This window comes from Corynebacterium sp. ES2730-CONJ, assembly GCF_024834055.1.
Classification (GTDB): domain Bacteria; phylum Actinomycetota; class Actinomycetes; order Mycobacteriales; family Mycobacteriaceae; genus Corynebacterium.
Genome location: NZ_JANUXZ010000001.1, coordinates 1 through 15857, shown reverse-complemented (window position 1 = coordinate 15857; position 15857 = coordinate 1). Strand labels below are relative to the sequence as shown.

Below are 15857 nucleotides of genomic sequence, written 5' to 3'. Positions count from 1 at the left end.
AGACCAATCCTTTCCCGACAATGTTTTTTTGAAGGCTTTTAGTGTCCTCTACTTTTCCAGACTTTGGCCATTCTACAAATCGGTGTCCCAACTATCAGGCAACCGAATCAACCCCGGAGGGATCGTCCCATCGATCTGACCCATCGCTGATGGTAGAACTCCTAAGAGTGGGACCCCGCACTGAATGGGGAGTTCCTCGAGATTCAATCGGGTAGCTAGATCAGGATGAGGGGCTAGTTCGCCTCCAATCAAACCGCACACGTCTAGGCCGCGTAGCCTCGCCACCTCAACGGTGAGTTCAGCGAGGTTGAGAGAACCAAGTCCTAAGCTAGTGACCACCACCACTTTGGCATTGAGCGCTGCGATGAGGTCAGCGAAGGACTCAGTGTCGTTGTAGCGCACCAGCAAACCGCCCGCCCCTTCTACGAGGATCACTCCTGGATGCCCGAGTTCTATAGTGGAGATATGATGGGCCATTTCGGCAACGCTTAGAGCGGGTTGCCCGGCGCGCCGGGCCGCTAGATGTGGAGAAAGTGGCTCTGGATAGCGAATACACTCCACTGCTTTCACTCCGCTAAGCTGCGCGATGGTGAAAATATCGCCCGATCCTTCGGGCTCCCCGGTTTGGACGGGTTTTACCACTCGGACGTCATAGCCCGCATGTCGATATTCGACGGCGAGTGCAGCGGTGGCAATGGTTTTGCCGACCCCAGTGTTGGTTCCTGTGATGGCAAGGATATTCATGTTATTCCCGTCATTTCTTAGTGAGGTAGGTCTTGCGGTAGCGCTGATTTTCGTTGTAGACCAACGCGTCGATGGCAGAGGTGATCTTTGCTATTTCTGCTTCGGTCGCGATATAGGGCGGCATTGTGTAGACCAGCGTGCCGAATGGTCTCAGCCATACCCCGTGGCTAACGGCGATAGCGGTGGCTTCAGCCATGTCAACTGGTGCCTTGAGTTCGACAACACCAATGGCTCCCAAAACCCTGATATCTGCAACGATGTCGTATCTCTCGAGTGGCTGAAGCTGGATCTGAAGCTGGTGTTCAATGCGCTGTACTGCCTCTGTCCACGACGATTCCGCAATCATATGTATTGCTTCTTTCGCTACGGCGCAGGCTAAGGGATTCGCCATAAAAGTAGGGCCGTGCATCAGCGCCCCTCCACCCTGGGGACTTGAGATGACCTGGGCTATCGCCGAGGTGGTGATCGTTGCTGCTAGACTCATGAATCCTCCCGTGAGAGCCTTTCCCAAACAGATAATATCGGGCACAATTCCGGCGCTAAGGGTGGCAAAGAGCGTGCCGGTTCGTCCGAAGCCGGTAGCGATCTCATCGGCGATCATGACGAGCTCGTGGCGGTCGCAAATTTTTCGGACACCATGGACAACCTCGTCGTCATGAAAACGCATGCCTCCTGCGCCTTGCACCCTGGGCTCGATGATGATTCCAGCCACCGAATTATCGAGCAGCGACTCTAGTTTGTCGAGATACTCGGCTATCTCCTGTGAGTCTGAGCCGCGCGGTGGTGGTGGCGGTGCGAATATATGCTCGGCGATGATCCTCTTCCACATGGAATGCATGCCATTATCGGGATCACATACTGACATCGCCGCAAAGGTGTCCCCGTGGTAACCGCGGCGCCATGTGAGGAAACGATGGCGCTCTGGGTGGTTTTTACCGCGCTGATATTGCAATGCCATTTTCATGGCTACTTCCACAGCGACCGAACCAGAATCGCAGAAGAATACCTTTTCGAGACCCGGGTCTTTTAAAGGGCACGAACGAGATAGGAGTTTCACCAAGCTGGCGGCGCAGTCGATAGCTGGTTCGTGACTGAGACCTCCGAACATGACGTGGCTCATCCGAGAGATTTGGGTAGTGGCTGCGCTGACGAGTCTGGGGTGGTTATGTCCGTGGGCTACGGCCCACCACGAGCTCATGGCATCAATGAGCTGCTCCCCCGTTGCCAGGGAAATGATCGTTCCCGCGGCTGAGCTCACGATATATGGGTCTATGGGTGCGGGACTCGAACTATAGGGGTGCCAGAGATGGCGTTGGTCCTTCTCGATGAGGTGCGCAACAGTGGGTAGGTTCATATTTCCTCGATTCCTTGACTGCAACCTATCTTAAACACCGTTCAAGAATAAGAGCGAATATGCCACCTAAGGCTTGCTGATTGTGGATAATTTCAACTATGACCTCGATTAAACAGCGTTCAAGAACGAGTCCGCGTCATCCCCTAGCCACCGTGAGTGTGGTCAGCATTGAAGCCTGGGAGCGTTTCAGCTTCTACGGCATGCAAGCTATCCTCGCCTACTACCTGTACTACTCGGCCGGTGAGGGAGGACTAGGCATAGACAAGGCGCACGCGACTGCGCTCATAGGCGCCTACGGGGCTTTGGTCTATCTCTGTACCTTTGCGGGCGGATGGATATCCGATCATCTACTCGGTCCCGAAAAAACTCTCCTAGGCGGAGCAACCATATTGTGCCTGGGACACCTTATACTATCCCTCATCCACCCAGTACTAGGACTCGCCCTCGGGTTAAGTCTTATCGCCTTAGGTTCTGGATTGCTCAAAACCGCCGCTATCACCATCCTGGGCGCTGTATACAGTTCTGACTCAGACTCGGATCGCGAGGTAGGTTTTCAATTTTTTTATCTCGGTATTCAAGTCGCAGCGGTTCTCGGTCCTCTCCTAACGGGATGGCTCGCGCTGACATGGGGATTCCACCTTGGCTTCTTGGCAGCGGCTCTTCTTATGTTTATTGGTATGGGGATCTACCTTCTCCTGCGCACTCTCATGCTCACTCGTCTCAATAACGCTGCACGCACAAAGGTAATGTACCCCGCTCAACCCTACTCTCTTCGCACCGCGCTTCCAGTTATAGCTGGAGCTCTAGCTCTTCTCGCCGTCCTCGTCGGACTGGCTTCACGAGGAAGTATCAATCCACACCACCTTGCTGTGCTTCTGCTTGCAGCTACTGCCTCAGTGGCCGTGGTTCTCTTTGTTACCGTCCTGCGCTCAGCTCAGGTAAGCGAATCTGAGCGCACACAGGTGTGGAGGTTCGTTCCAATTTTTATAGCCTCGGTGTGCTTCTGGGCGATGATGAACCAAACTTATGGGGTTCTCGCAGTGTACTCCGATATTCGACTCAATCGCAGCTTCCTTGGGTTCATAGTGCCAGCAGCGTGGACCCAATCGCTCAACCCACTATTTGTTATCGTCTTCTCCGCTCCTGTGACCTATATATTCGCCCGACTCGGTAACCGAGCTCCCTCCTCTGCCAATAAACTATCCATCGGAGTCATGATCACAGCTCTGAGTTTTTTGGTTTTCATACCTCATGCGGGTGGTACGGCAAATAGCACCCCTCTCATCGCCGTGGTCTTTGCTATCTGGATCGCAGCTATGGGTGAACTTTTCTGCGGACCAATAGGGATGGCCGCGACCGCAGCTCACGCACCCAATGCTTTTCGCACTCAGTTCTCAGCGCTCTTTTTCCTTACCCTTGCTATAGGCACCGCCTTGGCGGGGACAATTTCGCGATTCTACGACCCCAGCAGTGCTGAGGCAGAGATTCGCTACTTCTTAGGCTGCGCAGTCACAGGTCTGGTCGTCGGCGCTCTGACATTAGTCGCAACGCGTTCTCAACCTAAAAGTCACTCGGCAAGTAAATAGTCCGGGTAGCCTCCGCGAAAGCGTCGGGCCCTAAAGACCCGATTCCGTCCTGCAGACTCCCCAAAAAAGGCACACCCGTACGCGCCACAGCATCCATCAGAATCAGGCGCGTCTTCAAATCAGCCCCAAGGGGAAGTTTGCCACCCAAAAGACCACCCACCGTAGCGCCACAAGCGGTAGCAAAATCGACGGCCCGCAAAGCTATCTTTACGGCCTGCTCATCCATTCCGGAAACTACGATGAGCGGGGCATTAAGATCCGCAGCGATATGGGCAATGGTCTTTGCCCCAAAGAGCTCAACATCGAGGCCACCGGAGCCCTCGACCACCACAGTCTTACCAGCATCGATTAGTTCGCGCACTGAGGCGATGGGATCGGGGTCTTGGGAAAAATCTTTGCCTTTAATCCCGGTGAGTCTCTCAATGGTGCCAATATCGGGGGTCCAAGCGCTCAACGCGGCAACCTTTGCAGGTATAACGTCTTCGCCGCGGTCCTTGAGTACCTTAACGATAGCGGCTGCTGCCGTTGTTTTGCCTACCCCAGAAGCTAGGCCCGAAACCACAAGTGCTGGCATTATCGTAGCCCCTCTTTCCTGTACCCCTCTTATAGTAACTGTCTGCACGCCTGAATCAATGTCGCTGCTCATTCCCACGTACTGGCCGCCACCACTGCGGGATCAACATCCAGCCCAGTCCAGGAAATCCGCAGATCTTCTAGCGGCTCGTCCTGCTCCATGAGGATGGCACGTGCCTTGTACAACTCCAAAAGCGCAAGAAACCTACCCACCACTATGATGCTGCGGGAATCGGCAAAAGTAGAAAAGTTAACCCACTGGTGTGGGCCATACTCGTGCAAGATCTGAAGAACCGTGCCTGCTTGCTCAGGTACTGAAACGCTCACATGGTGAATATGCGCTGTAGCGACCTCCTCAGCAGGTTTCGGCCGGAATACACTTGCCGCGAACTCCGCGAAGCTCTCCCTCGTATGACCTAGGTTGACTGGTGCTAAGAGATCGACGAATTGAGGATCCATACTCAGGGCATGGGGATAAGACAACTGGGCTTGGCGCTGCCACTGCCGCAATTCTTCGGCTACCTTCTGATAGGCCTGATATTGCAGTAAGCGAGCAAATAAAAGATCTCTAAGCTCGAGGTATTCAATATCTTCTTCCACCTGACCACGCGGCAGTAGTCGAGCTGCCTTGAGATCCAGGAGGGTCGCCGCAACAACTAGAAATTCGGTGACCTCATCGAGACCAGAAAATTCACCGAGCTGCTTGGTGTACTCTACAAAATCATCTGTCACTGTGGCCAAAGCGATATCGGTAATATCCATCTTCTTGGCGCTAATGAGCTGCAGAAGCAAATCAAAGGGGCCTTCGAAGTTATTTAACACTATGCGGAAGCCAGTAATCTCAGGCTGCACCGCACGATGCGGAATTGTAGGCATTTAACCGTGTGTGCGCTCGATAACCTCACGAGCCAATTGGCGGTATTGGGCAGCGCCAGCCGACGATGGAGCCCACGTGGTGATCGGTTCTCCAGCAACAGATGTCTCAGGGAAGCGCACCGTGCGAGTAATCACCGTGTCAAATACCTTGTCGTCAAATACTTCCACCACTCGCGACATCACTTCTCTCGCATGGGTGGTGCGCCGATCAAACATTGTGACCAAGATACCAACAATATCCAGATCGAAATTGAGACGATCACGAACTTTTTCCACAGTGTCAGTTAATAAAGCTAGACCGCGGAGGGAAAAATACTCGCACTCCATGGGAATGATGACCCCGTGGGAACAGGCCAAGGCATTGACAGTCAGTAATCCTAGGGAGGGCTGACAATCAAGGAGAATATAGTCGTAATCTTTCATGACCGGCCTGAGCGCACGAGCTAGGGTTTGCTCGCGGCCAACCTCGTTGACCAACTGAATTTCAGCAGCAGAGAGATCAATATTTGCGGGCACTAGATCAAGACCGGGTACCCCAGTTGAATGAATAGCGCCGTGGATGCTGACGCTGTGATCTACCAAAAGATTATACACGGTGAGATCCAACTCATCGTGAGGGACCCCCAGACCCGCGGATAGCGCTCCTTGCGGGTCGAGATCGACTAAGAGTACTCGACGTCCCGCCTCAGCAAGACAAGCGCCGAGATTGATGGTGGAGGTCGTTTTTCCCACGCCACCCTTTTGGTTACACATCGAGATAATAGTAGCTGGGCCGTGCTTGTCGAGCGCGGCCGGTTCTGGAATATGGCGTAATGGGCGTCCGGTGAGACCGACCGTGCGGTCCGGGGTCTGGAAAAGACCATTATCAGCCATCAATACATCCTTCTACGTCTGCCCACCGATTACTGCGCTTTCTTCCTATATGATAAATCACATGGTGGTTATTTTAGCGATTGCAGAAGGTGTTTTGCCACCATAAAGTATTACTTGAGACTTTTCTTCTGTGCAGTCGACCGTGGGTGAGAGCTGCTCCACACTCGCCGTAAGTCCTCCACAGTGACATGAGTATAGATCTGGGTAGTAGTGACCGAGGAGTGTCCCAAGAGTTCTTGCACCACTCGAATATCCGCCCCTGACTGCAACATATGGGTCGCGAAACTATGCCGTAGGGTATGCGGCGAAATATCTTTGTCAATTCCAGCCCGATTCGCGGCGTGTTTCAAGATCGCCCATGCCGACTGCCGAGATAAGGTACCTCCGCGTTTATTGAGAAAGAGAGCAGGGCCGCTGCCCCGGACCAAAGCCGGTCGCGCCCTGATGAGGTAGTGCTCAATCGCCTCGCGTGCCATCCTTCCGATAGGGACGATGCGTTCCTTACTGCCTTTGCCTTTTAGTTTCAGCATCCCAGTAGATTCGGAGATATCGTCAACCGAAAGTGCAACAACCTCACTAATACGGGCACCCGTTGCGTAGAGCAATTCCACGAGTGCGCGATCGCGAAGGTCGTATATGGAGGCGTATTCGCTGTGTGGAATAGCTTCAATGAGAGACTCAACCTCGGCGATGGAGAGTGTATCAGGCAGGTGACGTCCTTGAGCAGGCGGCGAGACTTCCGCCGCCACATCGGACTCGAGTAAACCTTCGAGAAAACAAAACTTGTGCAAACCCCGCACCACTGCCAACGCTCGCGCAACAGACGCAGCAGCTAGTGGCTTCGCAATCGCTCCGCTGCGCAAATCGTAGATATAAGCTTCGATATCGGCGGTGGTAACCTCGCTAAGATCACGGCGCTGTGCCGCGCTCAGCCACCCTAGATAGCGATCCACATCGCGGCGGTAGTTGCTGAGAGTGTGTGCACTCAGACCTCGCTCAACTGTTAGATAACTCAACCACTGCTGAGCGGCCTCAGCATTAGTGGTCACCTTGTGCGTCTTTCTTTTTCATATCACCGGTCAGGCCCATAGCTTGCCGACGCTGCGCCAGTTTCACTGGGCGTAGCGAAAATTCGCTCGTCTCAGATCTTAAGGCCTGACCAGTACTGCGCAGTCGCCACGCCGTCATGAGCCCTACTATAGCTATTGAATTGACGATCTCGCCTTTCATAATCATCTCAATAGCCTCGTTAAGATCAACCCACAGAACGCTCATATCGGCCTCTTCGTCGTGGGCTACAGGTTGAGATACGAGACTGAGCTCCTCAGCTTGATAGATGCGCACCGCCTCATCGCAAAAGCCGGGGCTGGTCACCGTATCACAGAGTAGCCCCCACCGGTTTGCTGACAGACCCGCTTCTTCAGCTAGTTCGCGACGTGCCCCCTCAAGGGGATCTTCCCCTGCGATATCTAACAGTCCAGCTGGTAGTTCCCATAGGCGCTGATCGACCGCTCGGCGGTACTGCTTTATGAGGAGAACGCGGTCATTGTCGAGCGCAACCACTGCTACTGCGCCGAAGTGCTCAACGACCTCACGATAAGCGAGTGTGTCACCTGGCATCATGACTTGATCGCGGCGCACCGCGATGATAGGGGCTTCAACCAGTAGTTCGGAGCCCACCACTGTAAACTGATGTGCAGTCATTATCCTATGCGCGGTGCTGGTGAAGCTGCGTCGGCACTAGCGGCTGCACCATATGCGCCAGAGGAACCACGCAGCTGCTCCTTCAGCGCTAGGACAGTCGCGATCTTGGCCCATGTTCGGTCGATGGAATCGACCGTTGAGACTGCAGAGCGCGTGCTCGGATTAGACCTTAGAACCCCAATTAAACCAGTGTCGCTCGCAGCGTGCACCCGGCCAGCCACAACCAGACCTCCCGCACGGGCATCAATAGCTTCGGCAAAAGCCGCCTGAGTAGTCACCGTGAAATTATCATCGGTAGAGCCAGGATTATCCCCCGTTAGGAGGACAGCGACGTGCGCTGGTGAGATGCTGCCGTCCTCATAATTAATAAAACCGGCCTCCTTAAGCGCACCCAAGACGATCGCGCGTTCCTCCGGGCTTGCTTGAGGCTTCTGCTCCTCAGTTCCCTCCCTAACGGGCTCGAACATCAGAGTCGATCCCAAGGACTCCCCTGCATGGGTGCCGGGATCAAGTTTATCGACACTCAGTTGAGCACCAGCGGGAAGAGTGAGAGTTACGGTGTTTTTTAAACTGTCAGCTCCAGCTTGATCAAAGAATTTCTCGGTGAAATAGATTGTGCCAGAATTACCAGCTCCGGCCTGATCCAGCAGGGCGCGCATTGCTTCCACATCGGCTTTATCGGCTTCGGCAGTAGCTAGTATCAGGACTCCGCGATCAATAAGTGCTTCTCGCACCGCTGCGGCTGAGATATTGTCGATAATGGCATCGGCACTCTTCGATTGAGCCTGAGCTATAGCGACATCCTCACGTGCAGCATCCCGTTCGGCTGCAATGGAACCTACCCGTATTGCACTGCCTGCTGGGAGATGGGGGGCCAATATATAGGTACCCAGGCAGACTCCGCCTGCAAGACCCAACCAGATACCAGTTAAAACAGCGTGTCCGCGACCAGTTTTCATCTCTACTGTCCTTTCACGAGGTTTTGGAAGGAAAGGGCGATATTATTCCATGTGTTTACGAGATTATCCGTAAAGGACGCATCACCGCCGAATCCTGCGATCACAATGACAGTAGCTGCGAAAACGAGAAACGCCAGCAGAGCCCACAACCAGCCCAAACGCGAGCCACCACTGACCGAGTACAGACTCGATATCGCCGTAGCGTCGACAAGCTTGGGTCCCAATTTGGCGCGCGTTAATAACTGAGCGGGATTGGCGCTGGCAGCTTGGGCAAAAAGCCCATCAAGACTAAACGAGGAACCGGCGCTCACCACGAGCTCTGCGCCGTGATAATCGGCCAGAAGAAGAGCGAGATCAGTAGAGCTATCCACAGCGGAGGGGAAGGTCATTGCACCGATACCGAGGTCTTGTATCCGCTCTAGACCAACTGCATGCCCGTCAGGATCAGCTGGCAAAATAACCCGCGCTCCGCAGCGCAGCGCCTCGTTACCCACGACCAGTGGATCGCCAACTATATATTCCGGGGTATATCCATGGTTGACCAAAATATCCGCGGCTTGATCGACAGCGATAATAACCGGCTCATATTCTCGGATAAAGAACTTCAGGCTAGCTAGTTGCTCTGCGGCCCCTATGCCAGGGCTGACAACGAGAGCTTTTCGCCCCCACATCTCGCGCCCCACCTCGGGTATACCCAAACCATCAATCAGCAAAGGGGATTCGGAATTGATAAATTCGATGGTATTACCAAAGTAGGCATTCATAGAGTCCAGCAAATTCTGCTGCGCATCGGCGAAAAGCACACTAGCTGCAGTCATAGTCATAGGAACGCCGGCTGCGATGAGCCGCTCACCGTAATATAATTTGCCGTCATCGGTGAGACGTGCCTTCTTGCCATCTTTAAGATTCTCCCAGATTCCGGCTCCAGTAGCTTCCACCAGCATAATTCCGCTGTCGAGCAATAACTGCGGGCCGAAGTTAGGAATCGCGCCTGTACTGAAACGCTGGGAATTGATAACCGCAGCTGGTTTCACATCGATGAGACGCTGCGCCAAGCTGCGAGAGATATCAGCGACATCGATAACCGCGATATCACCCTCACGCAAGCGCTTAAAACCCTTGCCGTGGATGGATAGATCGCGTGTAGCTCCCTGGAGTCCGGGAAGGTCTGAGGAATGAGAGAATAAACCCATGCGCTCAATCTTTGCTCTTTTCGATGCCCAATAGGGTGAGCCACGCAGCAAAAAGTCCTAAAAATTCCCTTGATGCTTCTCTAGCGCATCATGCGCACTTCATCTTGGGCCTTTTCGAGTAGCTCACGAGCATGGGCACGCCCAGTGGCGGTATCTTCAAGTCCCGCGAGCATTCGCGCCAGTTCTTCTATACGCTGATTATGATCGAGGGAGGAAATACCGGAGACAATTGAGGCCTCGCCTACTTCTTTCGACACGTGGATATGGGTGTCAGCATAGGCTGCTACCTGGGGTAGGTGAGTCACGACGATCACTTGGTGATGGGTAGCCAAGCGGGCGAGTCGACGGCCAATCTCGACTGCAGCACGACCTCCGACTCCGGCATCGACCTCGTCGAAAACTAATGTGGTACCGTGCGAGCTCGCTGCCAGGATGACTTCAAGAGCCAGCATGACGCGAGATAGTTCACCACCCGAGGCTGACGACGCCAAGGGGCGGGGTTCGGCCGCGCTATTAGCTGCAAGTAAAAATTCCGCCTCATCGATCCCCGTCTTGCCTGGTTCTATACGCCTCATCTGCACACTGAAAACCGCCTTAGACATGGCTAGACCGTGGAGCTCATTGCTTACCTGCTTGCTTAAAGTTGCAGCTGCCTTTACGCGCTTGTGGGACAGCTTTTTCGCTGCCTCCAGCATCTTTTGCTCGGCAATACGGGTGTCTTCTCTGAGCGCGTCTAAGGCGTCAGGGGAAATATTGATAGTCTGACGCTTCGCTTCCGCTTTAGCCAACCATTTCAGCACTCCGGTAATGTCGGGCGCATATTTTCGGGTCAGTGCTTTTAAATCCTGCTGACGCTTCAGCAGATTGTCCAACTCCTGGTCGTCGGTTGGTAGAGCACTCAGGTACGAACCTAACTCCGCCGAGATATCGCTCAGCGAGCCTGTCATATCCCGCAACCTCGACCCCAATTCGTTAAGAACTGGATCAGAACTGGAATTCAAATATGTGTGCGCTCGCCCGAGCAGATCCGAGGCACCTTGGACTTCCTCAGTATCAAACTGGGAGAATTCTCCAGAGCCGTCGATCGCTGACAGTGCCCCAACAGTATGCTCTCTGAGTTCGTCTACGTCTTGTAAACGCCTAATTTTCTCGAGAATGTCTTGATCTTCATGAGGGCTCGGATCAATGGCTCTGATCTCTTCAATAGCAAAGTCGAGCCGATCAGCCTCTTGAGCTAATTCGCGCCGCGACTCAGTGCGCATTTTAAGATCCGCTTTGAGACGGGACCATTGTTTGTACTTTTCAGCATACTCGTCGGCCGCCTTCTGGATGGCTGGATCTAACCTGTCGATCGCCTCGAGCTGTCGTTCGGGAGCAAGCAGTCTTAATTGGTCGTTTTGGCCATGAATGGTGAGGATATTAGCGCTAAAATCCGAAATATTGGCAGCTGGAACTGCTCGGCCTCCTAGATATGCTCGAGAACGACCAGCAGCGCTCACTGTTCGGGTTACTATAAATTCGCCATTTTCATCGCTTGTCCCTCCAGCTGTGTCAACCACGCGCTGAGCCTGCTCGCAGATAGACTCTTCAATCCCAGCGAGGCTGAAATGTCCTTCTACCGCAGCCTGCTTGGAACCGGTACGCACTCGGCTCGCATCGGCTCGACCACCCGTGAGCAGGCGCAGGCCGGTAACGAGCATAGTCTTGCCAGCTCCTGTTTCTCCGGTGAGAACGGTGAGCCCTGAGCTTAGCTCCACTGAGGCTTTGGGAATGACACCGAGATTTTCAATACTGATATCCGCGAGCATATAACTATCCTACCGAGAATTCGCACATATATGCGATTATGATCATCGTGTTTGAATGGGGCCACGCCACCCTTGAGTGGGTAGCTTCAACTTGCTCACTAAACGATCGGTAAAGGGACGATCATCCAACCGTACCCACTGGATGCCTTGTTGACCGCGTCTGATTTCAACACGGAATCCCGGGGGTAATTCAATGGTGCGGAATCCGTCCATCACGGCGTAGGCGGGATGGCTTGATGCACTCGATTCAATTGCGACCGTCGACCCTGGGGCCACCACCAGTGGTTTTGTGAATAGCGCGTGGGCGTTATTGGGTACAACAAGGATGGCATCAAGTTCCGGCCAAAGCACTGGGCCACCGGCTGAAAATGCATAGGCGGTTGAACCAGTGGGGGTAGAAACGATGATTCCATCGCAGCCATAAGAACTAACCGGCCGCCCGTCAATATCAAGGATGGCGTCGAGTACCCCAGTTCGAGTTTGGTTCTCAACGCTGAGCTCATTAAGAGCCCAGCCGGAACCGAGAGGTTCACCTGCCGGGCCCAGAGCCGAGATATTGAGGGTCATTCGCTCTTCAATCCGGTAATCTCCGGAGATGACCCTTAGGACTGCTTCTTCTAGCGAGTCTTTTTCCCACTCTGCGAGGAAGCCGATATGGCCTAAATTGATGCCTAGAACTGGCAATTGAGCGAAATAAGCGAGATCAGCAGCCCGCAAGAACGTGCCATCGCCACCCGTAACGAAGACGAGGTCAATGCCTTCCACAGCGCCGGGACCGTGAGTAACACTGGGAAATTTCCTGAGAACAGGGTGACTGGCAATGGTTTTATTCTCGGGGTTAATGAGAATCCTGACAGCTATTCCTGCCTCACGCATCATACGCGCTGCAACAGCAGCAGAGTTGATATTGGCGGCACGGCCGGCGTGGGGTACGAGGAGTACACTAGTGGGCTGGTGGGTCACTGTGGCCCCTCTAATACGGCTTGCTGAACCATCGTTGTTATCTCGTCTTCCGATCGCAGGTGTGCGGCTCCATCTTTGCGTAGCCACAAGAAATACTCTACATTTCCTGATGGTCCAGGTAGTGGCGATGCCACGACGGCGTTTACCGAGCACCCTACACTTTGAGCAAATAACGCGATATCGCGGGTAACCTCTGCTCGCAGCTCTCTACTGCGCACTACGCCGCCGTTCCCTAGTCGTTCTTTACCGACCTCAAATTGGGGCTTGACCATAGGAAGTAAATCTGCGCCCATAGTTAAGCACTCAATAATGGGGGGTAGTGTGAGAGTGAGGGAAATAAAAGAAAGATCTCCTACCATTGCCTCGCAGAGACCTCCACACATCTCGGGTGTGAGGTGTCGAATATTCGTGCGATCTAAAACTCGCACGCGAGCGTCATTTTGCAAGCGCCACACGAGTTGTCCGTACCCTACGTCGCAGGCCACAACTTCGGCGGCGCCCCGACGCAGCACCACGTCGGTGAACCCTCCGGTGGAGGCTCCAGCGTCGAGAACCTTTTTCCCTTTAAGATCGAGGCCTAAAGGCTCGAAAGCTTCTAATGCCCCGAGCAGCTTATGGGCTCCGCGCGAAGCCCAGGTATCCAACTGACTGCCGACGACTCGAATCGAGATATCGGGGTCGACCTGAGTTGCCGGTTTGAGTGCGAGTATTCCCGCCACAAAGACGCGCTGTTCGCGAATCATGTCGACGGCATGCTCGCGCGATCGAGCGATTTTCCTCCGGACGAGCTCTGCATCTAAACGTTTTCTGTTTACGGCCACGAGTTCTCGCCCCCTTATTGCAAGGCCCGATGAAGTAATTCATGGGCGGCGTTTAAGACTTCGTACTCATCATCTAGGCTAGCAGTAGGACGAGCCAAAACGTCGACAACCGTGCGCTTGAGTTCATTGGGGTCGATTGAGGTGCTCTCCGGACCGGGTTTTGGCATCTTCGCTATTGCCACTGATCCACTGCCTTGGCTGCGCTCTCACCCTTGACACTTATACTTCCAGAGAAGGCTGACTCTTGGTGCCAGGCGAGTTGAAGGACAGTACGCAACGCTTGATCAGGACGCGACTCAGAATCTCCACCGGACAGCACGATATGATCACCGTCCCAATGGGCCACGAAACCGCCTTGCGCCCCTGGCTTCAGCGTTTCCAGCGGTTGCCGGACGTCGCTGAAATCCCGAGCGATATATGTAGGGCGCTCGTGCTGAGGTGCTCGCAGAAGTGCGAAATGTTTAGAGACGCCAGTAAGTACGTGGAGAGTGTCAAAACCCGCAGCCACTCCGCCAGCGATATCGGTATTGAGGCGATCGCCTACGCCCAAAGGACGCTTAGATGAGAGCTTGGCCGCGGCGGAATAGAACATAGCAGGCTCCGGCTTGCCCGCGGACGTGGGAGCGATGCCAGTCGCGTGAACGACGGCTTGGATCATCGATCCATTACCCACCATCAGCCCCCGCTCCATGGGGAGGGTCGAGTCCAAATTGGAAGCAAAATACTTAGCGCCCTGTGCGATTGCTAAGGCCGCTTCGGATAATTGAGCCCAACCAGTTTGAGGATTGTGGCCGTGCAGGACGGCTTTAGGGTTATCGTCGGCGGAATCGACAACTATATATCCAGCTGTGGTGGCCAAGTCCTTGAAGGAATCCGTTCCCAACACATAAACGGAATCACCAGGTTGTAGGTGATCAGCCGCCATCTCCACCGCTGCTTGGGCGGAGGTAAGAATCTGCTCCGTACCCGTGGGAACACCCATCTTAGAAAGCAGGGAGGCAACCGTACTGGGGTGCCTGGAGGCGTTGTTCGTAATATACATAACCGGCACTGTGGTCTCGTTGATCACATTCTCAACATAAGGGAGAAGCCTACCGCCCTCCCAGACGGTTCCGTCCAGGTCGAGCAGTAGGCTGTCGTAATGATCGAGGGCGCATTTCGTCATGCGCACTATATTACTAGGATAGCTCTCGCAATCTCTCATCGGCATCGAGAAGACGATCGACATCTTGTTTATCGGCGTGGCTGAACCACTCTATCGCTTCCTCGGTACGTCCCACCTGAGCTAAAGCATCGGCATAGGCATAGGACAGACGGGCATAGGCAGGGTCGATCTGTCGCGGATCGGGATTTTCCTGTTGCAAGGTTGTGACAGCAGAATCAATCTGACCGAGATCGCTACGAGCTCCGGCTACCACGATGGCGAGCTCAATCTGGGAAGCCCGATCCAACCCCTCATGCTCCTCGCGTGCCAGCTCAATTGCTTTAGCTGGACGCCCCAGTCCGCGCTCGCAATCTGCCATAACTGCGACCAATCCGGGTCCGGCTGACATCCGTCGTGCCGCACGAAGCTCAGACAGGGCTTCCTTCCACTCGCCGGCATGATAGGCAACTATGCCGCAGGTTTCCCGCACGACCGCGATTCGACCCGCCCGATCTTTAGCTGCGCGGGCGTGAGATAGCGCCAATTTGGGGTCATCTGCGAGCCATGTGACGGCCATAACCAAGTGCTTGGCCACAGCATCTGCGTTATCTTTCGATAGCACCTTGAGATCTTGCACAATCATTGGGTCCAGAACGGACGTGTCAAGGTCGCTGGGGATCTGCGGCTCATTGATGCGCTTATTAATGCGCTCCTCGCGATAGCCGGGGCGCTGCGCGTGAAAACTCCGCTTCTCAGGGCGAGAGGCGCCTGCGCGATTAGCGTGACGACGATCGCCGCCACCACGCCTATCATCCTCGCTGTGCCTATCACCGCCGCGGTCTCGACGGTCATTACTCCGGCGGCGTTCGTCGTCTCGACCGCGCCTATCCTCGTCACGGGGCCTACCTCGCCCCTCTTCGTCGCGTGACCATCTGCGCTGCGGAGTGCTCCGACGCGGCGCTCCACTGCGATGGCCGTTGTCTTGTCGACCAGATCCGGGCCTCCGGGAGTTTCTTGAAGAGTCATTGTGTTGAGTCATGATATCCATTTTCTACATACAAAAAGCGTGACGTATTGAATATTAAGGGCTATTCCTTAGCATTCAACACGTCACGCTTTCTATTGTTCACTGTTAAGTTTTAGGTCGGCGGTGACTTACTCTCCCACAAACTCCCGTTTGCAGTACCATCAGCGCTACCAGGCTTAGCTTCCGGGTTCGGAATGGGACCGGGCGTACCCCTGACGCAATAACCACCGAC

At 54.3% G+C, this 15857-nt stretch carries 16 protein-coding genes and 1 rRNA gene; 1 reads left to right on the top strand and 16 read right to left on the bottom strand.

What is annotated here, in order from left to right:
- Window positions 1–72 precede the first annotated feature (72 nt).
- Together bioD and NXS13_RS00080 are read right to left on the bottom strand one after the other, a co-directional pair.
- On the bottom strand, window positions 73–744 hold the full coding sequence (gene bioD / locus NXS13_RS00085; RefSeq protein ID WP_259289188.1) for a dethiobiotin synthase: 672 nt from the start codon (window positions 742–744) through the stop codon (window positions 73–75).
- Between the two features lie 10 nt (window positions 745–754).
- Window positions 755–2098: an adenosylmethionine--8-amino-7-oxononanoate transaminase gene (locus NXS13_RS00080; RefSeq protein ID WP_259077054.1), complete on the bottom strand. Its 1344-nt coding sequence runs from the start codon at window positions 2096–2098 to the stop codon at window positions 755–757.
- Between the two features lie 98 nt (window positions 2099–2196).
- Here NXS13_RS00080 and NXS13_RS00075 point away from each other — a divergent pair, with 98 nt between their 5' ends.
- Window positions 2197–3684 (top strand): peptide MFS transporter, encoded by a 1488-nt coding sequence (locus NXS13_RS00075; protein ID WP_259157840.1) that lies wholly within the window; start codon window positions 2197–2199, stop codon window positions 3682–3684.
- Here the strand turns inward: NXS13_RS00075 and NXS13_RS00070 are convergent.
- From NXS13_RS00070 to rrf, 14 genes are all read right to left on the bottom strand, one after another.
- Window positions 3659–4258 (bottom strand): AAA family ATPase, encoded by a 600-nt coding sequence (locus NXS13_RS00070; RefSeq protein WP_259077058.1) that lies wholly within the window; start codon window positions 4256–4258, stop codon window positions 3659–3661. The two genes, NXS13_RS00075 and NXS13_RS00070, sit on opposite strands and share 26 nt — an antisense overlap.
- Before the next feature lie 68 nt (window positions 4259–4326).
- Window positions 4327–5133: a ScpA family protein gene (locus tag NXS13_RS00065; protein WP_259077060.1), complete on the bottom strand. Its 807-nt coding sequence runs from the start codon at window positions 5131–5133 to the stop codon at window positions 4327–4329.
- Window positions 5134–6006, bottom strand: coding sequence for a ParA family protein (locus tag NXS13_RS00060; protein ID WP_259077061.1), 873 nt, complete (start codon window positions 6004–6006; stop codon window positions 5134–5136).
- A 110-nt stretch (window positions 6007–6116) separates the two neighbouring features.
- Entirely contained in the window at window positions 6117–7055 is a 939-nt protein-coding gene (xerD, locus tag NXS13_RS00055) for a site-specific tyrosine recombinase XerD (protein WP_259077063.1), read from the bottom strand.
- Window positions 7045–7710 carry an NUDIX hydrolase gene (locus tag NXS13_RS00050; protein ID WP_259077065.1) on the bottom strand — a complete coding sequence of 222 codons (666 nt, stop codon included), beginning with the start codon at window positions 7708–7710 and terminating at the stop codon, window positions 7045–7047. Before NXS13_RS00050 ends, xerD begins: the two co-directional genes overlap by 11 nt.
- Window positions 7710–8669 carry a copper transporter gene (locus tag NXS13_RS00045; RefSeq protein ID WP_259077066.1) on the bottom strand — a complete coding sequence of 320 codons (960 nt, stop codon included), beginning with the start codon at window positions 8667–8669 and terminating at the stop codon, window positions 7710–7712. The genes NXS13_RS00050 and NXS13_RS00045 overlap by 1 nt, the downstream gene beginning before the upstream one ends.
- Window positions 8670–8671: 2 nt before the next feature.
- A complete protein-coding gene (steA, locus tag NXS13_RS00040) occupies window positions 8672–9862 on the bottom strand; it encodes a putative cytokinetic ring protein SteA (RefSeq protein ID WP_396124696.1) in 1191 nt (396 codons plus the stop codon).
- A gap of 80 nt (window positions 9863–9942) precedes the next feature.
- Window positions 9943–11670 (bottom strand): DNA repair protein RecN, encoded by a 1728-nt coding sequence (gene recN / locus NXS13_RS00035; protein WP_259077068.1) that lies wholly within the window; start codon window positions 11668–11670, stop codon window positions 9943–9945.
- Window positions 11671–11712: 42 nt separating this feature from the next.
- The gene (locus tag NXS13_RS00030; protein WP_396124705.1) at window positions 11713–12648 is read right to left on the bottom strand and encodes an NAD kinase; all 936 of its coding nucleotides are present in this window, start codon (window positions 12646–12648) and stop codon (window positions 11713–11715) included.
- Window positions 12630–13454 (bottom strand): TlyA family RNA methyltransferase, encoded by an 825-nt coding sequence (locus tag NXS13_RS00025; protein WP_259077072.1) that lies wholly within the window; start codon window positions 13452–13454, stop codon window positions 12630–12632. The genes NXS13_RS00030 and NXS13_RS00025 overlap by 19 nt, the downstream gene beginning before the upstream one ends.
- 14 nt (window positions 13455–13468) lie before the next feature.
- Window positions 13469–13636 (bottom strand): hypothetical protein, encoded by a 168-nt coding sequence (locus NXS13_RS00020; protein WP_259077074.1) that lies wholly within the window; start codon window positions 13634–13636, stop codon window positions 13469–13471.
- Window positions 13627–14619 (bottom strand): HAD-IIA family hydrolase, encoded by a 993-nt coding sequence (locus tag NXS13_RS00015; RefSeq protein WP_259077076.1) that lies wholly within the window; start codon window positions 14617–14619, stop codon window positions 13627–13629. Before NXS13_RS00015 ends, NXS13_RS00020 begins: the two co-directional genes overlap by 10 nt.
- A 13-nt stretch (window positions 14620–14632) precedes the next feature.
- Window positions 14633–15637 carry a hypothetical protein gene (locus NXS13_RS00010; RefSeq protein ID WP_259289187.1) on the bottom strand — a complete coding sequence of 335 codons (1005 nt, stop codon included), beginning with the start codon at window positions 15635–15637 and terminating at the stop codon, window positions 14633–14635.
- A gap of 103 nt (window positions 15638–15740) precedes the next feature.
- Window positions 15741–15857: ribosomal RNA gene (rrf, locus tag NXS13_RS00005) — 5S ribosomal RNA — on the bottom strand.

Coding starts and splice junctions, on each gene's coding strand:
- bioD (WP_259289188.1), bottom strand. CDS start 744: ATGAATATCCTTGCCATCACAGGAACCAACACTGGGGTCGGCAAAACC.
- NXS13_RS00080 (WP_259077054.1), bottom strand. CDS start 2,098: ATGAACCTACCCACTGTTGCGCACCTCATCGAGAAGGACCAACGCCAT.
- NXS13_RS00075 (WP_259157840.1), top strand. CDS start 2,197: ATGACCTCGATTAAACAGCGTTCAAGAACGAGTCCGCGTCATCCCCTA.
- NXS13_RS00070 (WP_259077058.1), bottom strand. CDS start 4,258: ATGCCAGCACTTGTGGTTTCGGGCCTAGCTTCTGGGGTAGGCAAAACA.
- NXS13_RS00065 (WP_259077060.1), bottom strand. CDS start 5,133: ATGCCTACAATTCCGCATCGTGCGGTGCAGCCTGAGATTACTGGCTTC.
- NXS13_RS00060 (WP_259077061.1), bottom strand. CDS start 6,006: ATGGCTGATAATGGTCTTTTCCAGACCCCGGACCGCACGGTCGGTCTC.
- NXS13_RS00050 (WP_259077065.1), bottom strand. CDS start 7,710: ATGACTGCACATCAGTTTACAGTGGTGGGCTCCGAACTACTGGTTGAA.
- NXS13_RS00045 (WP_259077066.1), bottom strand. CDS start 8,669: ATGAAAACTGGTCGCGGACACGCTGTTTTAACTGGTATCTGGTTGGGT.
- steA (WP_396124696.1), bottom strand. CDS start 9,862: ATGGGTTTATTCTCTCATTCCTCAGACCTTCCCGGACTCCAGGGAGCT.
- recN (WP_259077068.1), bottom strand. CDS start 11,670: ATGCTCGCGGATATCAGTATTGAAAATCTCGGTGTCATTCCCAAAGCC.
- NXS13_RS00015 (WP_259077076.1), bottom strand. CDS start 14,619: ATGACGAAATGCGCCCTCGATCATTACGACAGCCTACTGCTCGACCTG.
- NXS13_RS00010 (WP_259289187.1), bottom strand. CDS start 15,637: ATGACTCAACACAATGACTCTTCAAGAAACTCCCGGAGGCCCGGATCT.